We start from the raw sequence: 18,241 nt of genomic DNA on the forward strand, positions 1-18,241 counted from the left end.
CTCAGCGGTACCTGCCCGTGATGTACCACTGGCCGTTCTCCTTGCTCAGCAGGAGTGCTCGGCCCGGTTCAGTCACGACCTGCAGGCGGGTCCGATAGCGTGCTTTCTCCGGATCCCACCATCCGGATTCGATGGGCCAGGATCCCGAATAGTCGGCGATGGCCTCCGTGTCCCCGGACGGGAAGCGGATCGTCCGCGGTTCGGTTTCCAGCCCCGAGGGTCGGGCCTGGACCGGTCGGCCGTTCGCGGCGAGCACATCGACGGCCAGGTGTTCGACCGTCGTCGGCCGAGGTGCGTGCAGGGCACCGGGCCAGGGGGCGCGGGGGCTGCGGACGGGGGTCGCCGTCTGCTGCCACGGGGTCCACAGGTTCGTCTCGGCCGGATCCCATCCGCCCTGGAGGCCGGGGACCAGGACCGCGTCCGGGCCGAAGAGTCCCTGGAGGCGTTCGAGGGTGTGGGTGATCTGCCCGGTGTTCTCATCGAACAGGCTCTTCGTGGCGCCGACCGGTGTGGTCAGCTCCGCGGCCCTGAGTGTGAGGGAGATGATGCCGTCGGCGGAGAAGTCCTCCGGGTCGGGCGCCGGTTCGTCGACGATGTCGGGATCCTGCTGGCGCCTGCTGGGTGTGTCGCCGACGCGCTCGTTTCCGCCTCCCCCGTGCCCGGAAGCGGCCAGCCAGCCCTCCGCCTGCCACCGCAGACGGTCGGCGATGGCGTTCTCGTTCATGTCCTCGATCCGCCAGGTCCGGTTCGAGGACTCTCCCGCCACGGCGGCCAGTTCGATCGTGATCTGCGTGCACACGAGTCCCTGCCGGCGGACCTTGCCCAGAAGCTCGGCACCGATCTGGCGGGCGAGGAAGCCGAGGGTGTCGCTGCGGGTCGTCGGCTCGTCGAGCACGCGTTCGACGGCGAGCTGCTCCTCACGGACGTGATCGGGCAGGGCAGACCTGTCTGTGCCCGTGGCCAGGTCGTGGACGTGACGGCCGAAGGCCCCGAACCGGGAGTTCACGTCCTTCGCCTCGAGTCGGGCCAGATCCCCGAGCGTGCGCAGTCCCAGCTGCCAGAAGACGTCGATGAGTTCGTTCACCTCGGCCCCGGCGTATTCGAGGGTCCGGATCGGCTGGGCGGCGAGGAACTCCACGGTGTCTCCCGGTTCGACCCGTCGGGCCTGCCCGGCGGCGAGCACGGCGGCGAACACGGTGTCGGCGATGCCGGGGAAGAACTCCCAGCCCGTCTCGACCACGAGCGCGGAGATCAGGGCTTCGACGGCGCTGGGCTCATCGGCATAGCCGTGTCTGAGGGAGGACAGCGGGATCGCCAGTGTGCCGGGGGCCAGCAGGGTGAATCTCGCCACGAGGCTCTCGAGAGCACCGACTCCCGCGGAGAAGTGCCTGTTGTCCACGTCCTCGTCCCAGGCCACGACCTGGGCCTCGGGGCAGCGGAAGCCGACCGCTCGCCTGTTGTTGCCCACGGTGATGCCCGCGGCGCGGGCAGGGGCGTTGGCGGCGACGACCTTGCCGGTGTGGAGGACCGCCACCGGGGTGCTCGGATCGAGATCGCGTTCGGCCGCGGCTGCCACCGCCGGCCAGTCGGGAACCGTGAGGACGAGAGTGCGCGCGGGCTCAGCCGACACCGCCGATCACCTGCCTCAGGTGCGTGCCCGTCCGCGTCCCCGCGGGGACGCCGGCAGATGCCCCTGCGGGAACGTGCGCAGAGGTCCCTGCGGGGACGGGTTCGGGTGCCCCCGCGTCTGCGGTCATGTGCACGGGCGTCACCACTGGTGCCGGGGTCACCGCTGGCGCCTGGGTCACCGACGGCGCCTCGGCGGGTGTGCCCGTGGGACCGGGCAGCAGGAATCGGTGGATCCCCGTCTGTGAACGGGCCCTGACCAGGCAGGAGCGCAGGCGCCCATGACCGTGCGAGGTGCCCGACCACTGCGTGTCCGTGATCTCGATCTGTTCGGTGCTCCCGGACATCGGACGCAGGCTGATGAGGCTGATCCGCCGCTCCCGGATTTTGGCCAGCAGGCGGGCGCGTTCGGAGGCACTCGGCAGGAACCCCGGATCGACGAGGAGGATGTCGAAGGATTCGATGAGAATGGAGACCACCCGCAGCCAGTCCTCCGGCGGGGTCGCGAGGTTGACGAAATGGTCGAGGTCGACGCCCAGATCGGCGATGGAGGCCACCGCCGGCTCTCCGAGCCCGATGCCGGCGCACCACTTCCGCTCCTTCGTCGCGGCCGCGATCGTCGCCAGGGCGCAGCTCAGGGACTGTCCCCCGGTGAAGGTCACGAGTTCACCGCGGGGAAGGCCGCCCCGGCGGAACATCGGCGACAGCACGGAATCCACGGGGTGAGGCGGGATTCCGTCGAACAGGGCTGCGGCCGTGGAGATTCCCATCTCCCGGCTGAGCTGTTCGACGACCGGTGCTGCTGACATGACATCCATTATCGAACTAGTGTTCGAAATAGGCAAGATTCAGGCGGCCACATCGTTCCCCCGGGCGTGTCGCCATTCGGCTTCGAACATCCAAGCGATGCAGAGGTCGAGATCGAATCCGTAGCCGCCGCCCACGGTGAACGGATCTGCTTCAACCGTGGCCCTCTTCGCCACCTCGACCAGCCGTGCGGTGCCGAGCACCTGTCGTCCGATCTGCCCCTTCTCGAGCGGCAGGAGCTCCGAACCGTCGGGCAAGAAGAAGGCGAATGCGGGCGGGGCCTGCAGAGCTCCCGCGAAGGGTGCGCCGGTGCGTTCGATGCGGAGCTGGAACGTGTGGACCGCCGTATGGTGAGCGCGGCAGAGCAGTACGAGATTGCCCATATCGGTCGCCCCACCCGCCGACCAGGGCCGGATATGGTGGGCATCGCAACGGCGCCGAGCCCGACAGCCGGGGAACTGGCACCCGATGTCGCGAGCACTCAGCGCCAGACGCTGGCGCTTGCTGACCAGCCGCTTCGACCGTCCGAGCATGAGCACGTCCCCGTCAGCGGCCTTGATCGTTCCGCTGATCAGAGCCTCACAGCTCAGTCGCTCCGTCGTCGCCGAGGTGATGCCGCCGAATCCCTCGATCCGGCAGGTCGCATCCGCCGACGTCCCCGCTGGGACGTTTTCGTCCGCCTCCGTGCCCGAACCCCCTGCACCCGAATCGTCGAGGGGGATCTCGGGGCTGGGCTCGGCGGCCTCGAGGGCGGCACCGGCGCGAGTGACCACCTCGGCGGAGGCGTGGACGAGCATCCGAGCGCGGTCGGCGTCGACGACCCCCTCGGATTCCGCACGAGGGAAGGCGCGGACGACCCGCATCAGGCACATCACCTGGGAGATCGGCTCATAGCGGAGCTTATCTTTCTCATTGTCGTCATCCCGGGCCTTCGACCAGTCTTCGTCGAAGATGTCGGGAACGGAGTCCGGGCTGTCGTCGGCGTCCTCGGCAGAGGAGTCCTCACGTGTCTCCGCTTCGATGGCCTGGCGGGCGGCTTCGAGCATGGTGTTGAGTTCACCCGCTTCGTCCTCTCCCAGGTCGATCGTGATGCGAATCCGACCGGGTCCGTTCGGTCGGAAGGACAGGGTGTCGCTGGGCAGCAGACGGGGAATGTCGGCGGTCTCGGTGGACGCGGCCAGCTGCTGGTAGTTCTGCGAGATCCGACTGATCTGACTGCCCGTGGCCACCGTTGCCAGACGCAGCGCCTCTTCGTCGCCGATCCGCTCTCCCAATCGTGTGACTTCCCTGACCTTCGAATAGCTGACGTCACCCTCGGCGAGACTCTGCCTGACCTTCGGCATCTGCCGCAGGGCGGTCATCACCCGCACATACTCTCGTGCGGTGTGCATCGTCACCGAAGCGATGTGCATGACCCACTGCGGCAGGGACTTCACACCGACCCACTGCACCCACAGGCCGCGCCGATCCGCCTCATCGATGAGGTCGATGACTCGGGCATGGCAGTAGGCGATGCACGAGATATTGCGTTGGATGGCGGCGACGATCTCCTCCCCGCTGAGAATGCTGAGCTCGGCCTCACCTGGTTCCGCCGTCTCCATGGCTGCGGCGCTGCCAGGCGCCCCGCTGTCAGTCATCTCGCTGTCAGGCGTTCCACTGTCATGACCGCTCCCGCCGGGTCCTCTGCCCTCACGCTCTCCGTCGCCGTGTCCTCCGTAGTCGCGCGGGTCGACGCTGAGCCCCTCGAGATCTGCGGTTTCCTTCTCCTTCATGGTTCTCCCCTTCCCCTGCGGCCCTGCCCGGCCGGCGTGGTTCGTGAATCCCCATGACCGCGAACCATACCTTCACAGTACGGACCGGCACTGACACGGGAAAGCGAACGGATGGAAGCATGCCGATCAAATATACACATTTCTTCTATTACTGTTCGTTTCCACTGGTCAGGGACGTGCCCGGCTCCATCTGCGGAATGTCATGTCGGTGCCCGCAGGTACGCTGGCGTCATGGACGACAGCAGCAGCGACCGCCGGGCCGCAACCCGAGACTCCTATGACGCCATCGCCGAAACCTACACGGACTGGATCGCCGACGAGCTCACCGCGAAGCCTCATGATCGTGCGATCCTCGGGGCCTTCTCCGAACTCGTCGCCGCGACGGGCCAGTCGGAGACGCTCGATCTCGGCTGCGGGCCGGGTCGCATCACCACATTCCTCGCCGCCCTCGGCCTTGCTCCGGCAGGGCTCGACCTCTCCCCCGAGATGGTCGCCATCGCCCAAGGCCTCTACCCGAATCTCTCCTTCACAACCGGATCGATGACCGCACTCCCCTACGCGGAGAGCAGCGTCTCGGGCGCTGTGTCCTGGTACTCGAGCATCCATCTCAGCGATTCAGACCTCGACGTCGCCTGCGCAGAGGCGGCTCGTGTGCTCAGGCCCGGCGGATTCCTCCAACTGGCATTCCAGCTCGGCGACCGGGTCGACCATTTCACCGATCTGGCCGGTTTCGACGTCGACCTCGACTTCCACCGACGCTCGATCGATGACGTCCTCGCGGTCCTTGCGCCGCACGGATTCGCACCTGTCACGCGCATCGAACGCGAACCCGATCGATCGGGTCGATTCCCCGAAACGAGTCGGCAGGGGTATCTGCTCGTCCGGCTGGAGGAATGAACCGACTACAGGAGCGAACCGGGTGGCGGGATGAACCAACTGACGGAGTGAACCGACTCGACGGTGAAAGGTGAGAAAATGGTCGACATATGAACATCGACATCGTCTTCCACACCCCCGAGATCCCCGGGAACACCGGAAATGCCATCCGCCTGGCCGCGGTCACGGGTGCCCACCTCCACCTCGTCGAACCCCTCGGATTCGACCTCTCCGATGCGAAGCTGCGGCGGGCGGGGCTCGACTATCACGACCTCGCCCATGTCACGGTCCATCCGACTTTGGCGGACCTGTGGGACCACCTCGGCGAGCGTCGGGTGATCGCGTTCAGCACCCATACGGACCAGTCCTTCGCCGAAGTGGACTACCGTGACGGCGACGTCCTACTGTTCGGGCAGGAGTCGACGGGACTTCCCGAATCCGTCATCTCCGACGATCATGTCGATTTGACCGTGCGGATTCCGATGCTGCCTTCGCGCCGGTCCCTCAATCTCGCGAATTCCGCGTCGATCGCGATCTACGAGGCATGGCGGCAGCAGGGCTACGCGGGAGCCTGATCCCGCGTAGACTTCTTCGCGTCAGCTTTACCTGAAAGGACCACCATGACCTCCAAAGTGCTCACCGTCGCCGGTTCCGATGTCTCCGGCGGAGCAGGGCTCGAAGCCGATCTGAAGATGTTCGAGGAGTACGGGGCCTTCGGCACCGCCGTCGTCACCTGCATCGTCACCTTCGATCCCGCCGACCGCTTCGCCCACGTCGTCGAATTCATCGAACCCGAGGTCGTCAACCGTCAGCTCGAATCCGCCCTCGCCGTCCACCGGTTCGACGCGATCAAGTCGGGCATGCTCGGCTCCGTGGAATCGGCTCTAGTGCTCGCCCAGGAACTCAAGGACAACGAGCTGCCGTACGTCTTCGACCCGGTGCTGGTGTGCAAGGGCGTCGGCACGATGGTCGATCTCAAGGACCTCTTCGTCGAGAATCTCGTCCCCTTGGCCACCGTCATCACCCCGAACCTCGAAGAGGCCGCGACCTTGGCCGGACTCGACCCGATCGACTCGCTCGAGGGCATGGTCAAGGCTGCGAAGATCATCCACGGTCAGGGAGCACAGAACGTCGTCGTCAAGGGCGGGGCCCGCCTGGCCGGCGAAGACGCCATCGACGTGCTCTACGACGGCGAGAGCGTGACGACGCTGCGCTCACGCAAGGTCAACGAGAAGCTCGTCAACGGTGCGGGCTGCTCATTCGCCTCGTCGATCGCCGCCGGCATCGCCACCGGCCTGAGCATCCGTGAAGCCGTGGTCTCCGCCAAGGAGAAGGTGGCGCACGGAATCGCGAACTGCCTCGACAACGCCACCGGGGTAGCCTCCCTGCTTCACCCTGCGGCTCGCACTCAGCCCGCACTCGAGGTGTCGGTGAGCATCGACTGACCGAAAAATCCTCCAGACGCAGAACTGCCCCGCACACCGAAGTGTGCGGGGCAGTTCGTATCTGGAACCGTTGAGGGCGGCAATGCCGCCTCCTCGGCCGGAGCCGAAACGGATTCAGCGCTTGCCGAAGCCCTTGTAGCGGTCCTTGAACTTCTCGACGCGACCGGCGGAGTCGAGGATGCGCTGCTTGCCGGTGTAGAACGGGTGCGAGGCGCTCGAGATCTCAACGTCGATCACGGGGTAGACGTTGCCGTCTTCCCACTCGATGGTCTTGTCGCTCTTGGCGGTGGAGCGGGTGAGGAACTTGGTTCCCGACGACAGATCGTTGAACACGATCGGTGCGTATTCCGGGTGGATGTCCTTCTTCATTTTCTTACCTCTGCTGAATCCTGTCAGGCTCCTGGTATGGGTCTGCCCATCCGCCAGTGCCCGAATTCGTCTGCTGGACACGCCCCGCACCGTAGGAACCGGACACGAAGCGACAGTCCAGTCTATCCGATGGACGCCCGCAATGCGATTCGAGACGCGTCTCCTAAACTGTGGCCATGACCACGAAGGAACGCATCTCCACGCAATTCGAGCTCCAGCCCGCATCCGCCTCCCCCGAACTCCTCGCCGAACCCACCGCTGCGGCTCTGCCGACGATCACCGGCGAGGTCGACGCCTTCGCCATCGATCCCCAGATCGCTGATACCGCCGCCCTCCTCGATGCCACGGGTCTGGGTCCGGAGACCTCGGCGAACTGCGTGCTGGTCGCGGGTTCGCGGTCCGGTGACGAGAGGATCGCGGCCTGCATGGTGCTCGCGAACACCCGCGCCGATGTCAACAAGCGCGTGAAGAAACTCCTCGATGTCCGCAAGGCTTCGTTCCTGCCGATGGATCGAGCTGTCGGCGAATCCGGAATGGAATACGGAGGCATCGGTCCGATCGGCCTGCCCGCGGACTACCGGGTGCTCATCGACTCCCGCGTCGCCGAAGCTGAAGAGCTCATCATCGGCTCCGGGATCCGCGGGTCGAAGCTCATCCTCTCCGGTGCCGCTCTTGCCTCACTGCCCGGCGCCGAGGTGGTCGAAGGCCTGGCGAACGAGATCGAGTAGAGCTCAGCGCAGTCCCGCCCGTTCGAGGACGAACTCGATGAGCGGGGCATAGAGGTTCGGCACGACATCGTCGTCGAGGGGAATGCAGGCCTCGAGCGCCCCTTGTGCCTCGGCGACGAAGAGCGCCGGGTCGTTGCAGTCGGCATAGCCGATCGTCCGCAGCCCCCGGCTCGATGCCGCGCCGGCCCAACCGTGATCGGCGACGATGAGGTCGGGCAGAGCCTCGCCGCGGGCTTCGATGTCATCGAGAAGGGTGTGCATCGGTTCGGCCAGGTGCGTATGCGGGGTTCCACCGTGCAGGTGCCAGGTCCAGACGCGGTTGATCTGTCGGACATCGCCGCCGAGCTCGGCCACCGGGATGAAGTGATCCTGCGAGACGATGTGTGCCCCCGCGGCTGCCGCCGCTTCCGCGATCGCCATGTGCACGGGCAGCAGACCGGCCGGATGTCCGGTCGCGAAGAGGATCCGGCCTTCGGCACGAGCAGTTTCGCCGACAGCCTCGGCGAGTTTCTCGAGCGCGTCGATGCAGGCCTCGGTCGAGATCGTGTCCACGCCTGTGAGGAAGTCGGGATCCGGGCGCAGTCCGCACCGGTCGACCATGAGGGCGAAGACCGTGTCATAGTCCCACTCTCGAGTGAGTTTCACTCCGAAGTCGAACTGCCGCTCCTGGTCGAGGAAGCGTCTGATGTGGGAGAGGTTGTTCTCTCGAGGGGTGGCGACTTCGCCGGTGATGGCTCCGGCTTCAAGGGCTTTCGCAAGGGTGCTGCGGTCCAATGCTCTCCTCATTCAGGTGCGGTTGCTATCTCAAATGCCCCACTGATTTCGGTTCCGGGGCACGTCATGCAGTGTCGTGGCGATTGACAGTACTCAGTCTTGCACAGGCGATCCGTACGGTTTCGGCTCGGTTCCGGGTCACTCACTCTCCGGGACGATCATGCGTACGATAAGTGCGATCATCAATTCCTTCTCTGTCGGGTCGCTCATCGCTACCAGCAATGTGATCGCCGCGAGAGCGTTGTTGGCCACCCGCGTGCCGCCGTCGTCTTTCATCAACGCGTTATTCCGGTCGAGAAATGTGAGGAACAGCGCGGCTGCGCTGCGTTTGTTTCCGTCGGCGAGCGGGTGGTCTTTGACTACGAAGTAGAGCAGGTTCGCGGCCTTTTCCTCGACAGTCGGGTATAGCTCGTGATCGCCGAATCCCTGATAGATCGCTCCGATAACGGCAGCTACCCCATCACCTCGCTCCCGACCGAAGAGGGTGTCTGAGGGAAACTGTCTGCCAGCATTCCGGATTACTCGTCGAGCTTCGTCGAGTGTCAAAGTCCAGTCAGGAATCCCCCGAGGTTCGGTAGGAATGTGTCCCTCGTCGAATTCTCGAAGCATCGTCATCGCCGGCAGGAACGACGACAGAACATCGGCAACGCCCGCGACCAGGCGATCATCAGATCGACCCAGGACTTGGACGATCTTGTTCAACTGGTCGAGTCGTCGTTGGTTGGTCGCTGCACCCTCGATGAGATATTCGCGGAGAACATCTGTAGCCCACTTCCGGAATCGCACGCCTTCCGATGACTTGACGCGATAGCCGATAGAGATAATGAGATCGAGGCTGTAGTGTTCGACGTTCCGCGTCACGCTGCGCTGGCCCTCACGTTGAACTGTCGCAAATTTTGCGACAGTTGCTTCCGCCTCGCCCTCCAGCTCTTCGCGCAAGGCGTTGGCGATGTGTTTGCCGATAGTCTTCACGTCGCGGCCGAACAACACCGCCAACTGCTGTCGAGTCAGCCAAACGGTTTCAGCATCCGTGCGCACCAGGAGTGAAGTGACGCCGTCATCGGTCGTGTACAGCTCAACTGAGTCACTCATCATGCCACCGTAGCCTGCGCCCATGACACAGGAGCAGAATCACACTTTCTGCAGGGCGAAGCAGGCCACCGCCGAGGCGGCCGCGACGTTGAGGGAATCGACTCCCCCGCTCATCGGGATCATCACGGTCGAATCGCAGGCCGTGATCGTCGACTTCCGCAGTCCGTCGCCTTCGGTGCCGAAGACCACCGCCGTACGGTCCGGTGCCGAGGCGGCGAAGTCGCGGATCGCCACCGAGTCCTCCTCCAAGGCCAGAGCCGCGACGTGGAAGCCGAGTTCGCGCAAGGCATCGACCCCGGCGGGCCAGGATTCGATGCGGGTCCACGGCACCTGGAACACGGTGCCCATGGACACCCGGATCGAGCGCCTGTACAGCGGGTCGGCGCACCTCGGCGTGACCAGCACCGCGTCGACGCCGAAAGCGGCAGCGGAACGGAAGATCGCGCCGACGTTGGGAGGTGTCCCAACTCGTTCTAGAGGAACCAGGGTTCTCAGCACGACTGCAGAGGGAGCGCGAGGACATCGCATGGAAGTAGTTTATCGCTGGTCAGACCACGTATTGGACCTTCGGAGATGCCAGGCCTTCGCAGCTTCGTGTTCAATAAACCTATGAGAACTGCAAGTGTCCAGATTTCATCTATCCGGCCAGCGACATGCTCGGAGGGACCGACTCTGTGCCTCACACGATGACGCTCATCGGTCTAGTGCGAGTCACCCGGGACCCCCGCAACGTACAAGAACAGCACGATGCGGTGGACCCGATGTGCGCTCAAGTGTTCGAGGAAGAGTCCTCCCGCCGACGCCTGCTCGACAGCCGCCCAGCACTCCTCACCGTGGTGGAGCAGCTTGGCACCGGCGACCGACTTGTGGTGAGGAAGGTCAGGGACCTGGCCCAAAGTATGGTCGACGGCTGGGAGGTGCTGATCGATCTGATCGAGCACGGTGTCGCGGTCCGGGTTCTCGAAGGCTCTGATGCTGGTGACTACGACAAGCTCTCGGACATTCGCGAGCCGGTACGGGACATCACCGAGAGCCGACGCTCGATTCTGAGCGACAGGATCAAGCGCGGACTGCAAGCAGCTCGTGAAGGTGGAGCGGTCGGGGGGCGCCGCGAGTCGCCGATCGTGCCATGCGAGCCGCCATCTTCGCCCAGCGCGATGAGGGAGAGACGCTCCGCTCCATCGCACGATCGCTCAGCGTGTCAGTCGGGACCGTGCACGCTGTCCTCGCCGGAGAGTGAAGCACCTGCGGCGCAGGTGACGGGACTACGGAGCACACGGCCGCTGCTTCGCTGGCGTGACCGGGAGCCGTCATGCCTCTGAACACACTCACTTCAGAGACGGTTGGAAGCGAGGTGGCTCGCGTAGGCCGACATCGCCGAGGCGCGTAGGCCGCATCGCCCTCCTGATGTCGGACGTGCTCTGTACAATTTGCCTTAGGCAGGCTCTCCGAGCCGGGATGAACAGATGGCGAGGACGTGATCATGCGCGTGACACAGGTGTTGGTGCGGTTCTACAAATCGTTCAACTTCGACTACGAGTTGAAGGCAACGCCGGGTGCTAAGCAGGTGCCCTGGCAGCAGACCAAGGACGGATGGATGCCGCACGTGCGCATCTCGCTCGAGCCGGACATCACCGCGGTCGTCGGCGCGAACGAGTCGGGTAAGACGCATCTTCTCGATGCGATCAAGATCGTACTGACAGGCGAGGGCTTGCTTCAGCGAGACTTTTGCCGGTCATCCACTCTCTTCTCGGTCGAGCACGGCTCACGCCTCTACCCAGAAGTCGGCGCGATACTCGCCCTCGATGAGTCCGAGGCAGAGGTGATCGCGGCACAAGCCATCCCTCTGCTTCAAAGCGGCGACATTCTCCTTCTACGACCGGAACCGGGAGTCATGGCCGTCGTTAATGCCGACGATCAGCGCGTCGTCCTCAGTGACGTCCAGGGTCGAGCGCTTCAAGATCTCCTGCCACATCCGCATGAACTTGACACGAACACGGCTCTCCCTGACTCGGTGTCTATCGGGATGCTCGCGGGCCATGCCAAGTCGCTAAACGGGCGCAAGAAGCGCTCTGCTCTGTTGGAAATTCTCGCCGCAGTGACTTCTGCTGACGAGATCTCGAAGAGTGCGTCAGCGCTGGCGGAGATCGTCACCGGCCAGGAAGGCGTAGACACGCAGAAGCAGAAGGAGCAACAGCTCGGGATCGACCTGCTGGTCAAGATCGCTCAGATCGAGCAGTCCAGCTTCAAAGAGCTGCAAGAAGCTATCGCAGAAGAGCGCGAGGGCCTGGTCAACGGTCTCATTCAGGAGATGAACAACTCGATTGCCCGCCACCTCAATGTGTCTCGTTGGTGGAGCCAAGATCCGGAGTTCCAGCTCCGCGTGTCACCGCGCGAGCACGAACTTGTCTTCACGATCCGTGACCGCACCGGGACCGACTACTCCTTCACGGAACGCAGCCGCGGCCTGCAGTACTTCCTCAGCTACTACGTCCAGATGCTTGCACATGACCGGCCAAGTTCGCAGCCGGAGGTTCTCCTCATGGACGAACCGGACGCGTATCTCTCGGCGTCTGGACAGCAGGACTTGCTCCGAGTGTTCGAGCACCACGCACGGCCCGACGATTCCGACCGCGAAGACCAAGTCGTCTACGTCACTCACTCCCCGTTCCTCATCAACCGCAACGCCGGGCACCGAGTGCGAGTGGTAGACAAAGGTTCACGCGATGAGGGCACCCGACACGTAAAGGACGCGACCCGTAATCACTACGAGCCGCTACGAACCTCACTAGGGTCGTTTGTCGCCGAGACAGCCTTCATCGGCGGCGATAACCTTTTCGTTGAGGGGATCGCTGACCAGGTCCTCCTCGCAGGTATGAACATGAGACTTCTCCGCTCGGGAGTTGCACCAAGTCAGTGCCTCGATCTCAATCAGGTCACCATCGTCCCCGGCGGATCGAACATCCCATACATGCTCTACCTTGCACGCGGTCGTGATCAGGTGAAGCCCGCATGCGCTGTCCTGGTCGATGGGGACGACGCCGGCAACACAGCTCGGAAGCAGATCAAGAAGGGTGGCGCTCACGGAAAGCCCACCGTCGCCGACGAGTTGGTCGTGCAGGTCGCAGAGTGGGCTGCCGATGCCTCCCCCGACGTCACACCGGGAGTGATCGTTCGTGAGCCGGAGGACCTCGTACCTGCCGGCATTGCGGTCATTGCCGCGCGGCGTTATGCCCAGCACTTCTTGGGCCATAGCGAGACGACCACAGCGAAACTCATTGAAAGCGACCTGAAGGATCGACTCGAAGCTTGCAAAGGCAACATGTGGGATGCCCTCGACCAAGCCTTCAACGCAGTCTTCGCAACCAAGCTCGGCAAGGCAGGGTTCGCGAAAGAGCTCCTCGCATACCTCGCGGAATTGGATATCGACAAGAGCCGTCCGGCCGGAGTTCTGGCATTAGATAAGAACTTCGGACTGCTCCTAGCACGTCTCACTGAGACGTTGAATCGGGCCAGGGAGATGGAGTCACAGAGCCGGCGCGACCAGAGGCTTGAACGCGCCATCGATACCTTCGTGAAGGACTACCCCACGGGCTGCACCCGCGATCGAGCTATGAGCATGCTCGGCCGTATCGATGCGGCCGTGGATTCGACCACCGCGGGAGATGCCATCCGTGTTGGTACGGCAAGCATTCGCCGCGATTTCAAACTCTCCACTGAACCCCTTAAGAAGGTCGACGAGTACCCTGCCTTCTTAGAGCGTCTGAGCAACCTGCGTCATTTCGAGCGGCTGAGCAATCAGGGCGTGCTGACATCGCCGACGGATTCGTGACGGTTATCGCGCGGTTTCGTATTCGCCTCCCTCAGCCCCTCTGCTCCTCCAGTACAAGCAAGCTTCCGTAGCTGCGCGATGCCATCCTTCCAAGCCCACCCCACAGGCAAGCCAGATCAGATGTCACCTACCCGTGCAGCAGACCCGAGCCTTCCTCGCGGACGATGGCGTCACCGAGCTGTACGCGGTCCCCGATGCGATGAGGACCCGAGCCGATGCCTGCCAGATCAGCAGACCACGCTGCGGCGCATCAGCTCTCCCCGCGCATGAGGTCAACGAGGATCGGCATCGCCGACGACGGATCCGGGCCGACACGGCCAGCTTGCATCGCGGGATCCGCCGCTCGGGCGACTCTGCAGGCATCGTCGACGCCGTCGATGGGAAAGCGCAGCGGCAGCCTCTTTCCCGTGGTGAGCTTGAGCGTCGCCATCCGCTGATCCAACTGTGACGAACTCAACGCCGATCTCTTGTCCTCGGCGTGCCAGCGCAGCCAGGCCTCGAACTTGAGGTTCGAGACCAGCAGAAGGATCGACTCGTGCTCAGCCAGGCGACTCGCGCGCTCCAGAGTGGTGTGTTCATCGACGTCGACCAGGCACACGCAGACGTCGTAACGCTTCTCCGTGCCCGCGGCAGCATCACGCAGCTCGATGGACTTTTCCACGACGCGAAGAGGGTCCTCCCCAACACCCACCGACTTGACGATTGCCGTGGCCGACCTGCTGCGCAGGTACCCATCAAGACGCTCGACGTACTGGGGCTCCGTTCTGATGCCCTCGGTCACCACAAGGATGCGCCGGGCAGGATTGCGCTGCGGCCGTCTCTGCGCTCGACGTCCCTGCCGGCCTGCCACGCTCAAGCCTTGCCGGACTGCACGAGTGCGGCCAACGAGCTGGGCGAGAGACGCGGGGTGCCCCCATATCGGCCCGTCAGGTAGCGCCGGGAGACGTTGGCGTCGGGGTGCCTCGGGAAGTCAGAGAGGCAAGTCAGTTCGGTGACGCCCTCATAGGACTTGTCCGTGAACCACACCTGCTCCGGATCGAGCTTCACCTCGCTCAACGGCGACAGGACGTACGACTCGTGGCTGGTGAAGATCAGCTGCGCGTGCTCCGTGTTGACACCCGGATCCGCGAACGCCCCGAGCAGGACCTCCAGCAAGTGAGGGTGCAGGCTCGCATCGATCTCGTCGACCACGAGGAGCCCACCCTGCCGGAGGGCTTCCAGAGCAGGCACCGCGGTAGCGAGCCACGCGATGGTGCCGTCGCTCTCGTCCTGGATCGAGAACGCCGGGCAGTCCTCGACCGTGCCGCGGTGGGTGAACACCAGGTGGCGGATCACCTGCTCGAGCTGATCAGGATCGAGTTCATCAGCGCTGTCGTCCTCGCCGCCCTCGTCCTCTGCGTCGTTACGCAGGTCACGCTCTAGGTTGAGGAACGCTCGACGGATGCGCTCGGGGATGTTCGTCTCCTCGATGTCGACCTTCACTACGCCGATGTCGGCGACCTGGAGCAGCGCCTCAAGATCGGCGAAGGTGATGGTCTTCTCCGCCAGGGAATCCGCGATGTCCCTCAGCCGTGACTCGCGGTGGGAGTCCTTGACCAGCACTGCGTCGAAGTGCGATACGAGATCCCGGGCGATGGCGTGCAACAGCGTGTCCCCAAGCAGCAGCGCACGACTGAGGACCAGCTCACGAGGAGTGACCTCAATCTTTCCACGTAATGCCGCGTGGAATGTGAGCGTGCCCTCCCCCCGGTCACGCTCGAGCAGGGTGCGCCAGCGCGAGCTGGGCACATCGCGCATCCACTCACGCCTAATCCCCTCCGCGTCGACCTCGAAGCCGTACAGGTGCCGGCGGCCGTCGTGGACGAAGTCGAGCTCGTATGTGCTCGAGGACGAGCGCGCCGTCCCATCGAGCTGGAAGGGTGCCCGGTGTACGGACTTGGATGCCTGCCAGCTAGTCGCGGACAGCTGGATTGCTGTGAAGACAAAGCGCAGGGCATCCAGCACCGCCGACTTGCCGGTGGCGTTGCCGCCGAAGATACCCGCAAGCGAGTAGCTCGCACTCGACCAGTCGGCATCCTTCGGCTGCAGGGTCCGGAGGGAGGGATGCGTGAGGTCGAGCGTGATCTCATCCCTGATGCTGGCGTGGTTACGCACGGTGAAGCTCAACAGGATCATGATAAGACCATAGCATGCCGAACGCATCATCTTTCACGTTTTTCGAGCGAATCGATACGCTCCGATCAGTTCAGCATGACGAGCGACCGATTCGACGAGGTCGCCGAGATCCGTCGGAAGATCATCATTGAGATTGAGGCGGTTCGAGTCACGGCGAAGAACCTCACACTGCATGCCACCGTCCACGCCCCCGGCAAAGGGCTGCCGGAGCTCGTCGGGCCGGTTCATGTGCGGCACACATGGTCGGTGCAGTTGCAGTCGGCTATGTCCAACTCAGGGAGTCGGGGCAGCACTGCAACGAGGGGCGATCAGCGGGTCGGGTACCGCTGACACACACTGCGCTCGAGCCGTTTATCGCCAACCTGCCGGAGCCGTAGAAGGAGCGCATCTGTGTCGAGGGCGCACGGCGGATCTTCGCCGAACAGCGGGACGGGTCACCGGCATCCGTCGCGGAGGGACTCGAAGTCGAAGCGGAGGCGAGCGACCAGGCCGTCCCGACTCGGAGGTCGTGCGCGTTCGTCGCCGTTACCGCGTCCTGCTGGGCCCACTTGAGTCAGGTGAGCTCTGTCGTTTGCCGCGCATATGCGCCTCCGACAAGACGGTTGCCCCGGGAGTCCGGTCTTAGAAGATCCGAATAGTCACCGGGGCTCACGTCTTTGATCCTAGCAGTGCCTGCGCACCACCCGGAGGTTGGCTGTTCTAATCCTGCTCGACCGGGAGGCTGGCGAACGCACGAGCATCGTCGCGCATCCGTTCGAGCACAGCGAAGTTGCTCAGCACGGTCTCCGGCTCATACGTGACGGTAGGTCTCAGTTGCTGCATCCGAGCAAGCATCTCCTGGTCCGACAAGCTCTCCAGCCATGCCGCGATCTGCTCGGTACCCAGGTCATCGTCCATCTTGCTTATGGTCTCGACCATATCGCGGCGCATTGCTGCAGCCCTGAGGCGGTCGTTGTGGAGCTGCGGGGCAGACATCGTCGACCCTGAAGACAGCGCACTGCGCTCGTCGTCATGGCCGACCGAGATTTCGTACCGAGCAGGCAAGGCCGGTGCAGGCGGTTCGACCCCCGTGATCAACCGTGGCACTGCTTGACACCGTACCCACGTGGCAAGTTCGTCAAGCTCCTTCATCAGCACCGGCCAGCGCTCGGTACCGGGCCGGTTAATACCAATGGTCGGGAAGAGCGCGACAGGAGTGTGCTGACCTCTGGGGGTCTCCGCGATCACCTCCCCGACCTGCAACGGCACCTCCGGGCGACGCTCGACATCTGCCAACGGCGACGGCATACGGTCCTCGCGATGAATCGCTGCGAGGCGGACGGCGGTGACCGCTGGCGATCGGTGTTTCGAGTGGTTTGTGTGCAGCGCTAGCAGCGCCATCGGGTGATCATGCGAGCCCACCGTCCGATGGAACGGTTGGAGCCCCTCGATGCGCTTGATCAACTCGCTACCCCGCTGCAGGGACGGCGGCCCGTTCTTCGCACGACCCTTCATCCATGCGTCGAACGCATCGTAAGTCTGCGCCGCCGGCATCTCTACGACTTTGGCCGCTTTCTCGTCGAGCGTGCCATCGCGGTACTCAACCTCAGCGAACAGGGTGTGCTCGATAGCATTCCGCAGGACTACCAAAGCGTCGGCGACCAAGAGGACGACCTTGCGCGGTATCGGCGATATGCTCAGCACGATAGTCTGACTGTGGGTGATCATCGGCACTTCTCGCAGCTGGATGATCCCTTTCGGCTGCGTCTGATAGTCGAAAAGGAGGCTGGCGACTTCCCCGATAATCTCATCAGCGTGTGCGAGCGTCGCCGCCACGGCCAGATGGTGGTCGGGCAACCATGTGTAGTTCGAACTCATCCTCGGTCTTTCTGATTAGCGTTGAATTGCGGAGTCCATGCTCCGTCGGCCTCCGCGAAGGCCGCGGCGAATTGGGAGCGATAGGCCCGGTCTCGTGGTGTGGATCCCGAGCTGATCGACGGGCTCCGCATGTTGCTGGCCGCGAACTACTTGTGATTGCGAGAGTTCAGGCGAAACCATGCCTCGGGCGGTCTCTGACCGCTCAGGACGAAGACTCATCACGGACCGAAAACAGAGCCGCGACTTGCCCACGAGACAGCGGAGCTGACTCAGGCGGCAGCATATGCTCGACGTAGCGATGCACATCGCTCGGATAGTAGACGGGCCCGCTCTCTCCGTTCGCGTAGGTCTTCATGATCATGTGCTCGCGGAAGTCAGCCATGCGGTCGCCGAGGATGCCGACGAGCTGCTGCTCGGAGTAGCCGAGCTCGTTGTCGTGTGCGGGGAGTAGTCTGCTGTCCATCGTTCTATTTTCCCGCCCGATTAGAGGCCGTGCATTTCCCGCCCAGCGCCCTGGAGCCCTCTGACCACCGCACTCCACATTCCGGTCGCCCAACCTGCGGCCGAGGCGCACCCTTCTGAAGGCATGATCATCGGCGAGGAACCAGAGAGCAATTCGGGTCTTGCCCGCGCAAGGGTGGCTGGCGTCGCATTTTCATCCCAGTCCGAAGCGATCAACTTATTCGCCTCTCCTTCCATGAGAGGGTCACGCGCCTTCGCAGTCTCGAGTTGCGGAAAATGACGTCACATATGTCGGAATCGAGTGGCAGCAGGCGTGGGTTCCCCGAGGTCACCATATTGTCGGCCAAGTGTGCGATCCAGCTCGAGTGTTCACCGGGCCCGGTATAACGTGTACCTGAGTAACCTTGCCACCGAGGTCAATCCGCG

17 protein-coding genes and 1 pseudogene are annotated in these 18,241 nt (G+C 63.8%); 6 read left to right on the forward strand and 12 right to left on the reverse strand.

Annotated features, from left to right (window positions below; all coding sequences use genetic code 11):
- Nucleotide 1 precedes the first annotated feature (1 nt).
- Genes CV023_RS03400 through CV023_RS03410 form a run of 3 tightly spaced genes read right to left on the reverse strand, consistent with a single transcriptional unit; the run spans nt 2 to nt 4,205 of the window.
- On the reverse strand, nt 2-1,630 hold the full coding sequence (locus CV023_RS03400; RefSeq protein ID WP_230744044.1) for a Y-family DNA polymerase: 1,629 nt from the start codon (nt 1,628-1,630) through the stop codon (nt 2-4).
- Complete coding sequence (locus CV023_RS03405; protein ID WP_230744045.1) at nt 1,620-2,435, reverse strand: porin; 816 nt, start codon at nt 2,433-2,435, stop codon at nt 1,620-1,622. The genes CV023_RS03400 and CV023_RS03405 overlap by 11 nt, the downstream gene beginning before the upstream one ends.
- A gap of 39 nt (nt 2,436-2,474) precedes the next feature.
- Nucleotides 2,475-4,205, reverse strand: coding sequence for an HNH endonuclease signature motif containing protein (locus tag CV023_RS03410; RefSeq protein WP_230744046.1), 1,731 nt, complete (start codon nt 4,203-4,205; stop codon nt 2,475-2,477).
- Nucleotides 4,206-4,436: 231 nt separating this feature from the next.
- Here CV023_RS03410 and CV023_RS03415 point away from each other — a divergent pair, with 231 nt between their 5' ends.
- The 3 genes from CV023_RS03415 (at nt 4,437) to CV023_RS03425 (ending at nt 6,526) form a co-directional block, all read left to right on the forward strand.
- Nucleotides 4,437-5,102, forward strand: a complete 666-nt coding sequence (locus CV023_RS03415; RefSeq protein ID WP_230744047.1) for a class I SAM-dependent methyltransferase — start codon at nt 4,437-4,439, stop codon at nt 5,100-5,102.
- Between the two features lie 89 nt (nt 5,103-5,191).
- On the forward strand, nt 5,192-5,656 hold the full coding sequence (locus tag CV023_RS03420) for a tRNA (cytidine(34)-2'-O)-methyltransferase (RefSeq protein WP_230744048.1): 465 nt from the start codon (nt 5,192-5,194) through the stop codon (nt 5,654-5,656).
- 45 nt (nt 5,657-5,701) lie between these two features.
- Nucleotides 5,702-6,526 (forward strand): PfkB family carbohydrate kinase, encoded by an 825-nt coding sequence (locus tag CV023_RS03425; protein WP_230744049.1) that lies wholly within the window; start codon nt 5,702-5,704, stop codon nt 6,524-6,526.
- A gap of 114 nt (nt 6,527-6,640) precedes the next feature.
- Here CV023_RS03425 and CV023_RS03430 read toward each other — a convergent pair whose 3' ends face one another.
- Complete coding sequence (locus CV023_RS03430) at nt 6,641-6,895, reverse strand: type B 50S ribosomal protein L31 (protein ID WP_230744050.1); 255 nt, start codon at nt 6,893-6,895, stop codon at nt 6,641-6,643.
- A 176-nt stretch (nt 6,896-7,071) separates the two neighbouring features.
- Between CV023_RS03430 and CV023_RS03435 the strand changes: the two genes are divergently transcribed.
- Complete coding sequence (locus CV023_RS03435) at nt 7,072-7,623, forward strand: YbaK/EbsC family protein (RefSeq protein ID WP_230744051.1); 552 nt, start codon at nt 7,072-7,074, stop codon at nt 7,621-7,623.
- 3 nt (nt 7,624-7,626) lie between these two features.
- On the opposite strand, the gene CV023_RS03440 is transcribed toward CV023_RS03435, so the two are convergent.
- From CV023_RS03440 to CV023_RS03450, 3 genes and pseudogenes are all read right to left on the reverse strand, one after another.
- The gene (locus CV023_RS03440) at nt 7,627-8,397 is read right to left on the reverse strand and encodes a phosphatase (protein ID WP_230744052.1); all 771 of its coding nucleotides are present in this window, start codon (nt 8,395-8,397) and stop codon (nt 7,627-7,629) included.
- A 138-nt stretch (nt 8,398-8,535) separates the two neighbouring features.
- Nucleotides 8,536-9,513 (reverse strand): RhuM family protein, encoded by a 978-nt coding sequence (gene rhuM, locus CV023_RS03445; RefSeq protein ID WP_230744054.1) that lies wholly within the window; start codon nt 9,511-9,513, stop codon nt 8,536-8,538.
- 15 nt (nt 9,514-9,528) lie between these two features.
- A pseudogene (locus CV023_RS03450) lies at nt 9,529-9,981 on the reverse strand (TrmH family RNA methyltransferase); the annotation flags it as partial.
- 194 nt (nt 9,982-10,175) lie between these two features.
- Here CV023_RS03450 and CV023_RS03455 point away from each other — a divergent pair.
- Nucleotides 10,176-10,811 (forward strand): recombinase family protein, encoded by a 636-nt coding sequence (locus CV023_RS03455; RefSeq protein ID WP_230744055.1) that lies wholly within the window; start codon nt 10,176-10,178, stop codon nt 10,809-10,811.
- A gap of 161 nt (nt 10,812-10,972) precedes the next feature.
- Nucleotides 10,973-13,321 carry an AAA family ATPase gene (locus CV023_RS03460; protein WP_230744056.1) on the forward strand — a complete coding sequence of 783 codons (2,349 nt, stop codon included), beginning with the start codon at nt 10,973-10,975 and terminating at the stop codon, nt 13,319-13,321.
- A gap of 250 nt (nt 13,322-13,571) precedes the next feature.
- Here CV023_RS03460 and CV023_RS03465 read toward each other — a convergent pair whose 3' ends face one another.
- The 5 genes from CV023_RS03465 to CV023_RS03485 form a co-directional block, all read right to left on the reverse strand.
- Entirely contained in the window at nt 13,572-14,171 is a 600-nt protein-coding gene (locus CV023_RS03465; RefSeq protein WP_330166644.1) for an RloB family protein, read from the reverse strand.
- A 2-nt stretch (nt 14,172-14,173) separates the two neighbouring features.
- Nucleotides 14,174-15,496, reverse strand: a complete 1,323-nt coding sequence (locus CV023_RS03470) for an AAA family ATPase (protein WP_230744057.1) — start codon at nt 15,494-15,496, stop codon at nt 14,174-14,176.
- 33 nt (nt 15,497-15,529) lie between these two features.
- A complete protein-coding gene (locus tag CV023_RS03475; protein WP_230744058.1) occupies nt 15,530-15,724 on the reverse strand; it encodes a hypothetical protein in 195 nt (64 codons plus the stop codon).
- 471 nt (nt 15,725-16,195) lie between these two features.
- A complete protein-coding gene (locus CV023_RS03480) occupies nt 16,196-17,353 on the reverse strand; it encodes a hypothetical protein (RefSeq protein ID WP_230744059.1) in 1,158 nt (385 codons plus the stop codon).
- Between the two features lie 202 nt (nt 17,354-17,555).
- A complete protein-coding gene (locus CV023_RS03485; protein ID WP_230744060.1) occupies nt 17,556-17,816 on the reverse strand; it encodes a hypothetical protein in 261 nt (86 codons plus the stop codon).
- Nucleotides 17,817-18,241 lie beyond the last annotated feature (425 nt).

The organism is Brevibacterium sp. CCUG 69071, assembly GCF_021023135.1.
Taxonomy (GTDB): domain Bacteria; phylum Actinomycetota; class Actinomycetes; order Actinomycetales; family Brevibacteriaceae; genus Brevibacterium.

Excerpts from the sequence above, each read along its gene's own strand:
- CV023_RS03405 (WP_230744045.1), bottom strand. The coding sequence starts at position 2,435 with ATGTCAGCAGCACCGGTCGTCGAACAGCTCAGCCGGGAGATGGGAATC.
- CV023_RS03410 (WP_230744046.1), bottom strand. The coding sequence starts at position 4,205 with ATGAAGGAGAAGGAAACCGCAGATCTCGAGGGGCTCAGCGTCGACCCG.
- CV023_RS03415 (WP_230744047.1), top strand. The coding sequence starts at position 4,437 with ATGGACGACAGCAGCAGCGACCGCCGGGCCGCAACCCGAGACTCCTAT.
- CV023_RS03420 (WP_230744048.1), top strand. The coding sequence starts at position 5,192 with ATGAACATCGACATCGTCTTCCACACCCCCGAGATCCCCGGGAACACC.
- CV023_RS03425 (WP_230744049.1), top strand. The coding sequence starts at position 5,702 with ATGACCTCCAAAGTGCTCACCGTCGCCGGTTCCGATGTCTCCGGCGGA.
- CV023_RS03430 (WP_230744050.1), bottom strand. The coding sequence starts at position 6,895 with ATGAAGAAGGACATCCACCCGGAATACGCACCGATCGTGTTCAACGAT.
- CV023_RS03435 (WP_230744051.1), top strand. The coding sequence starts at position 7,072 with ATGACCACGAAGGAACGCATCTCCACGCAATTCGAGCTCCAGCCCGCA.
- rhuM (WP_230744054.1), bottom strand. The coding sequence starts at position 9,513 with ATGGGCGCAGGCTACGGTGGCATGATGAGTGACTCAGTTGAGCTGTAC.
- CV023_RS03455 (WP_230744055.1), top strand. The coding sequence starts at position 10,176 with ATGACGCTCATCGGTCTAGTGCGAGTCACCCGGGACCCCCGCAACGTA.
- CV023_RS03460 (WP_230744056.1), top strand. The coding sequence starts at position 10,973 with ATGCGCGTGACACAGGTGTTGGTGCGGTTCTACAAATCGTTCAACTTC.
- CV023_RS03470 (WP_230744057.1), bottom strand. The coding sequence starts at position 15,496 with ATGATCCTGTTGAGCTTCACCGTGCGTAACCACGCCAGCATCAGGGAT.
- CV023_RS03475 (WP_230744058.1), bottom strand. The coding sequence starts at position 15,724 with ATGAACCGGCCCGACGAGCTCCGGCAGCCCTTTGCCGGGGGCGTGGAC.
- CV023_RS03480 (WP_230744059.1), bottom strand. The coding sequence starts at position 17,353 with ATGAGTTCGAACTACACATGGTTGCCCGACCACCATCTGGCCGTGGCG.
- CV023_RS03485 (WP_230744060.1), bottom strand. The coding sequence starts at position 17,816 with ATGGACAGCAGACTACTCCCCGCACACGACAACGAGCTCGGCTACTCC.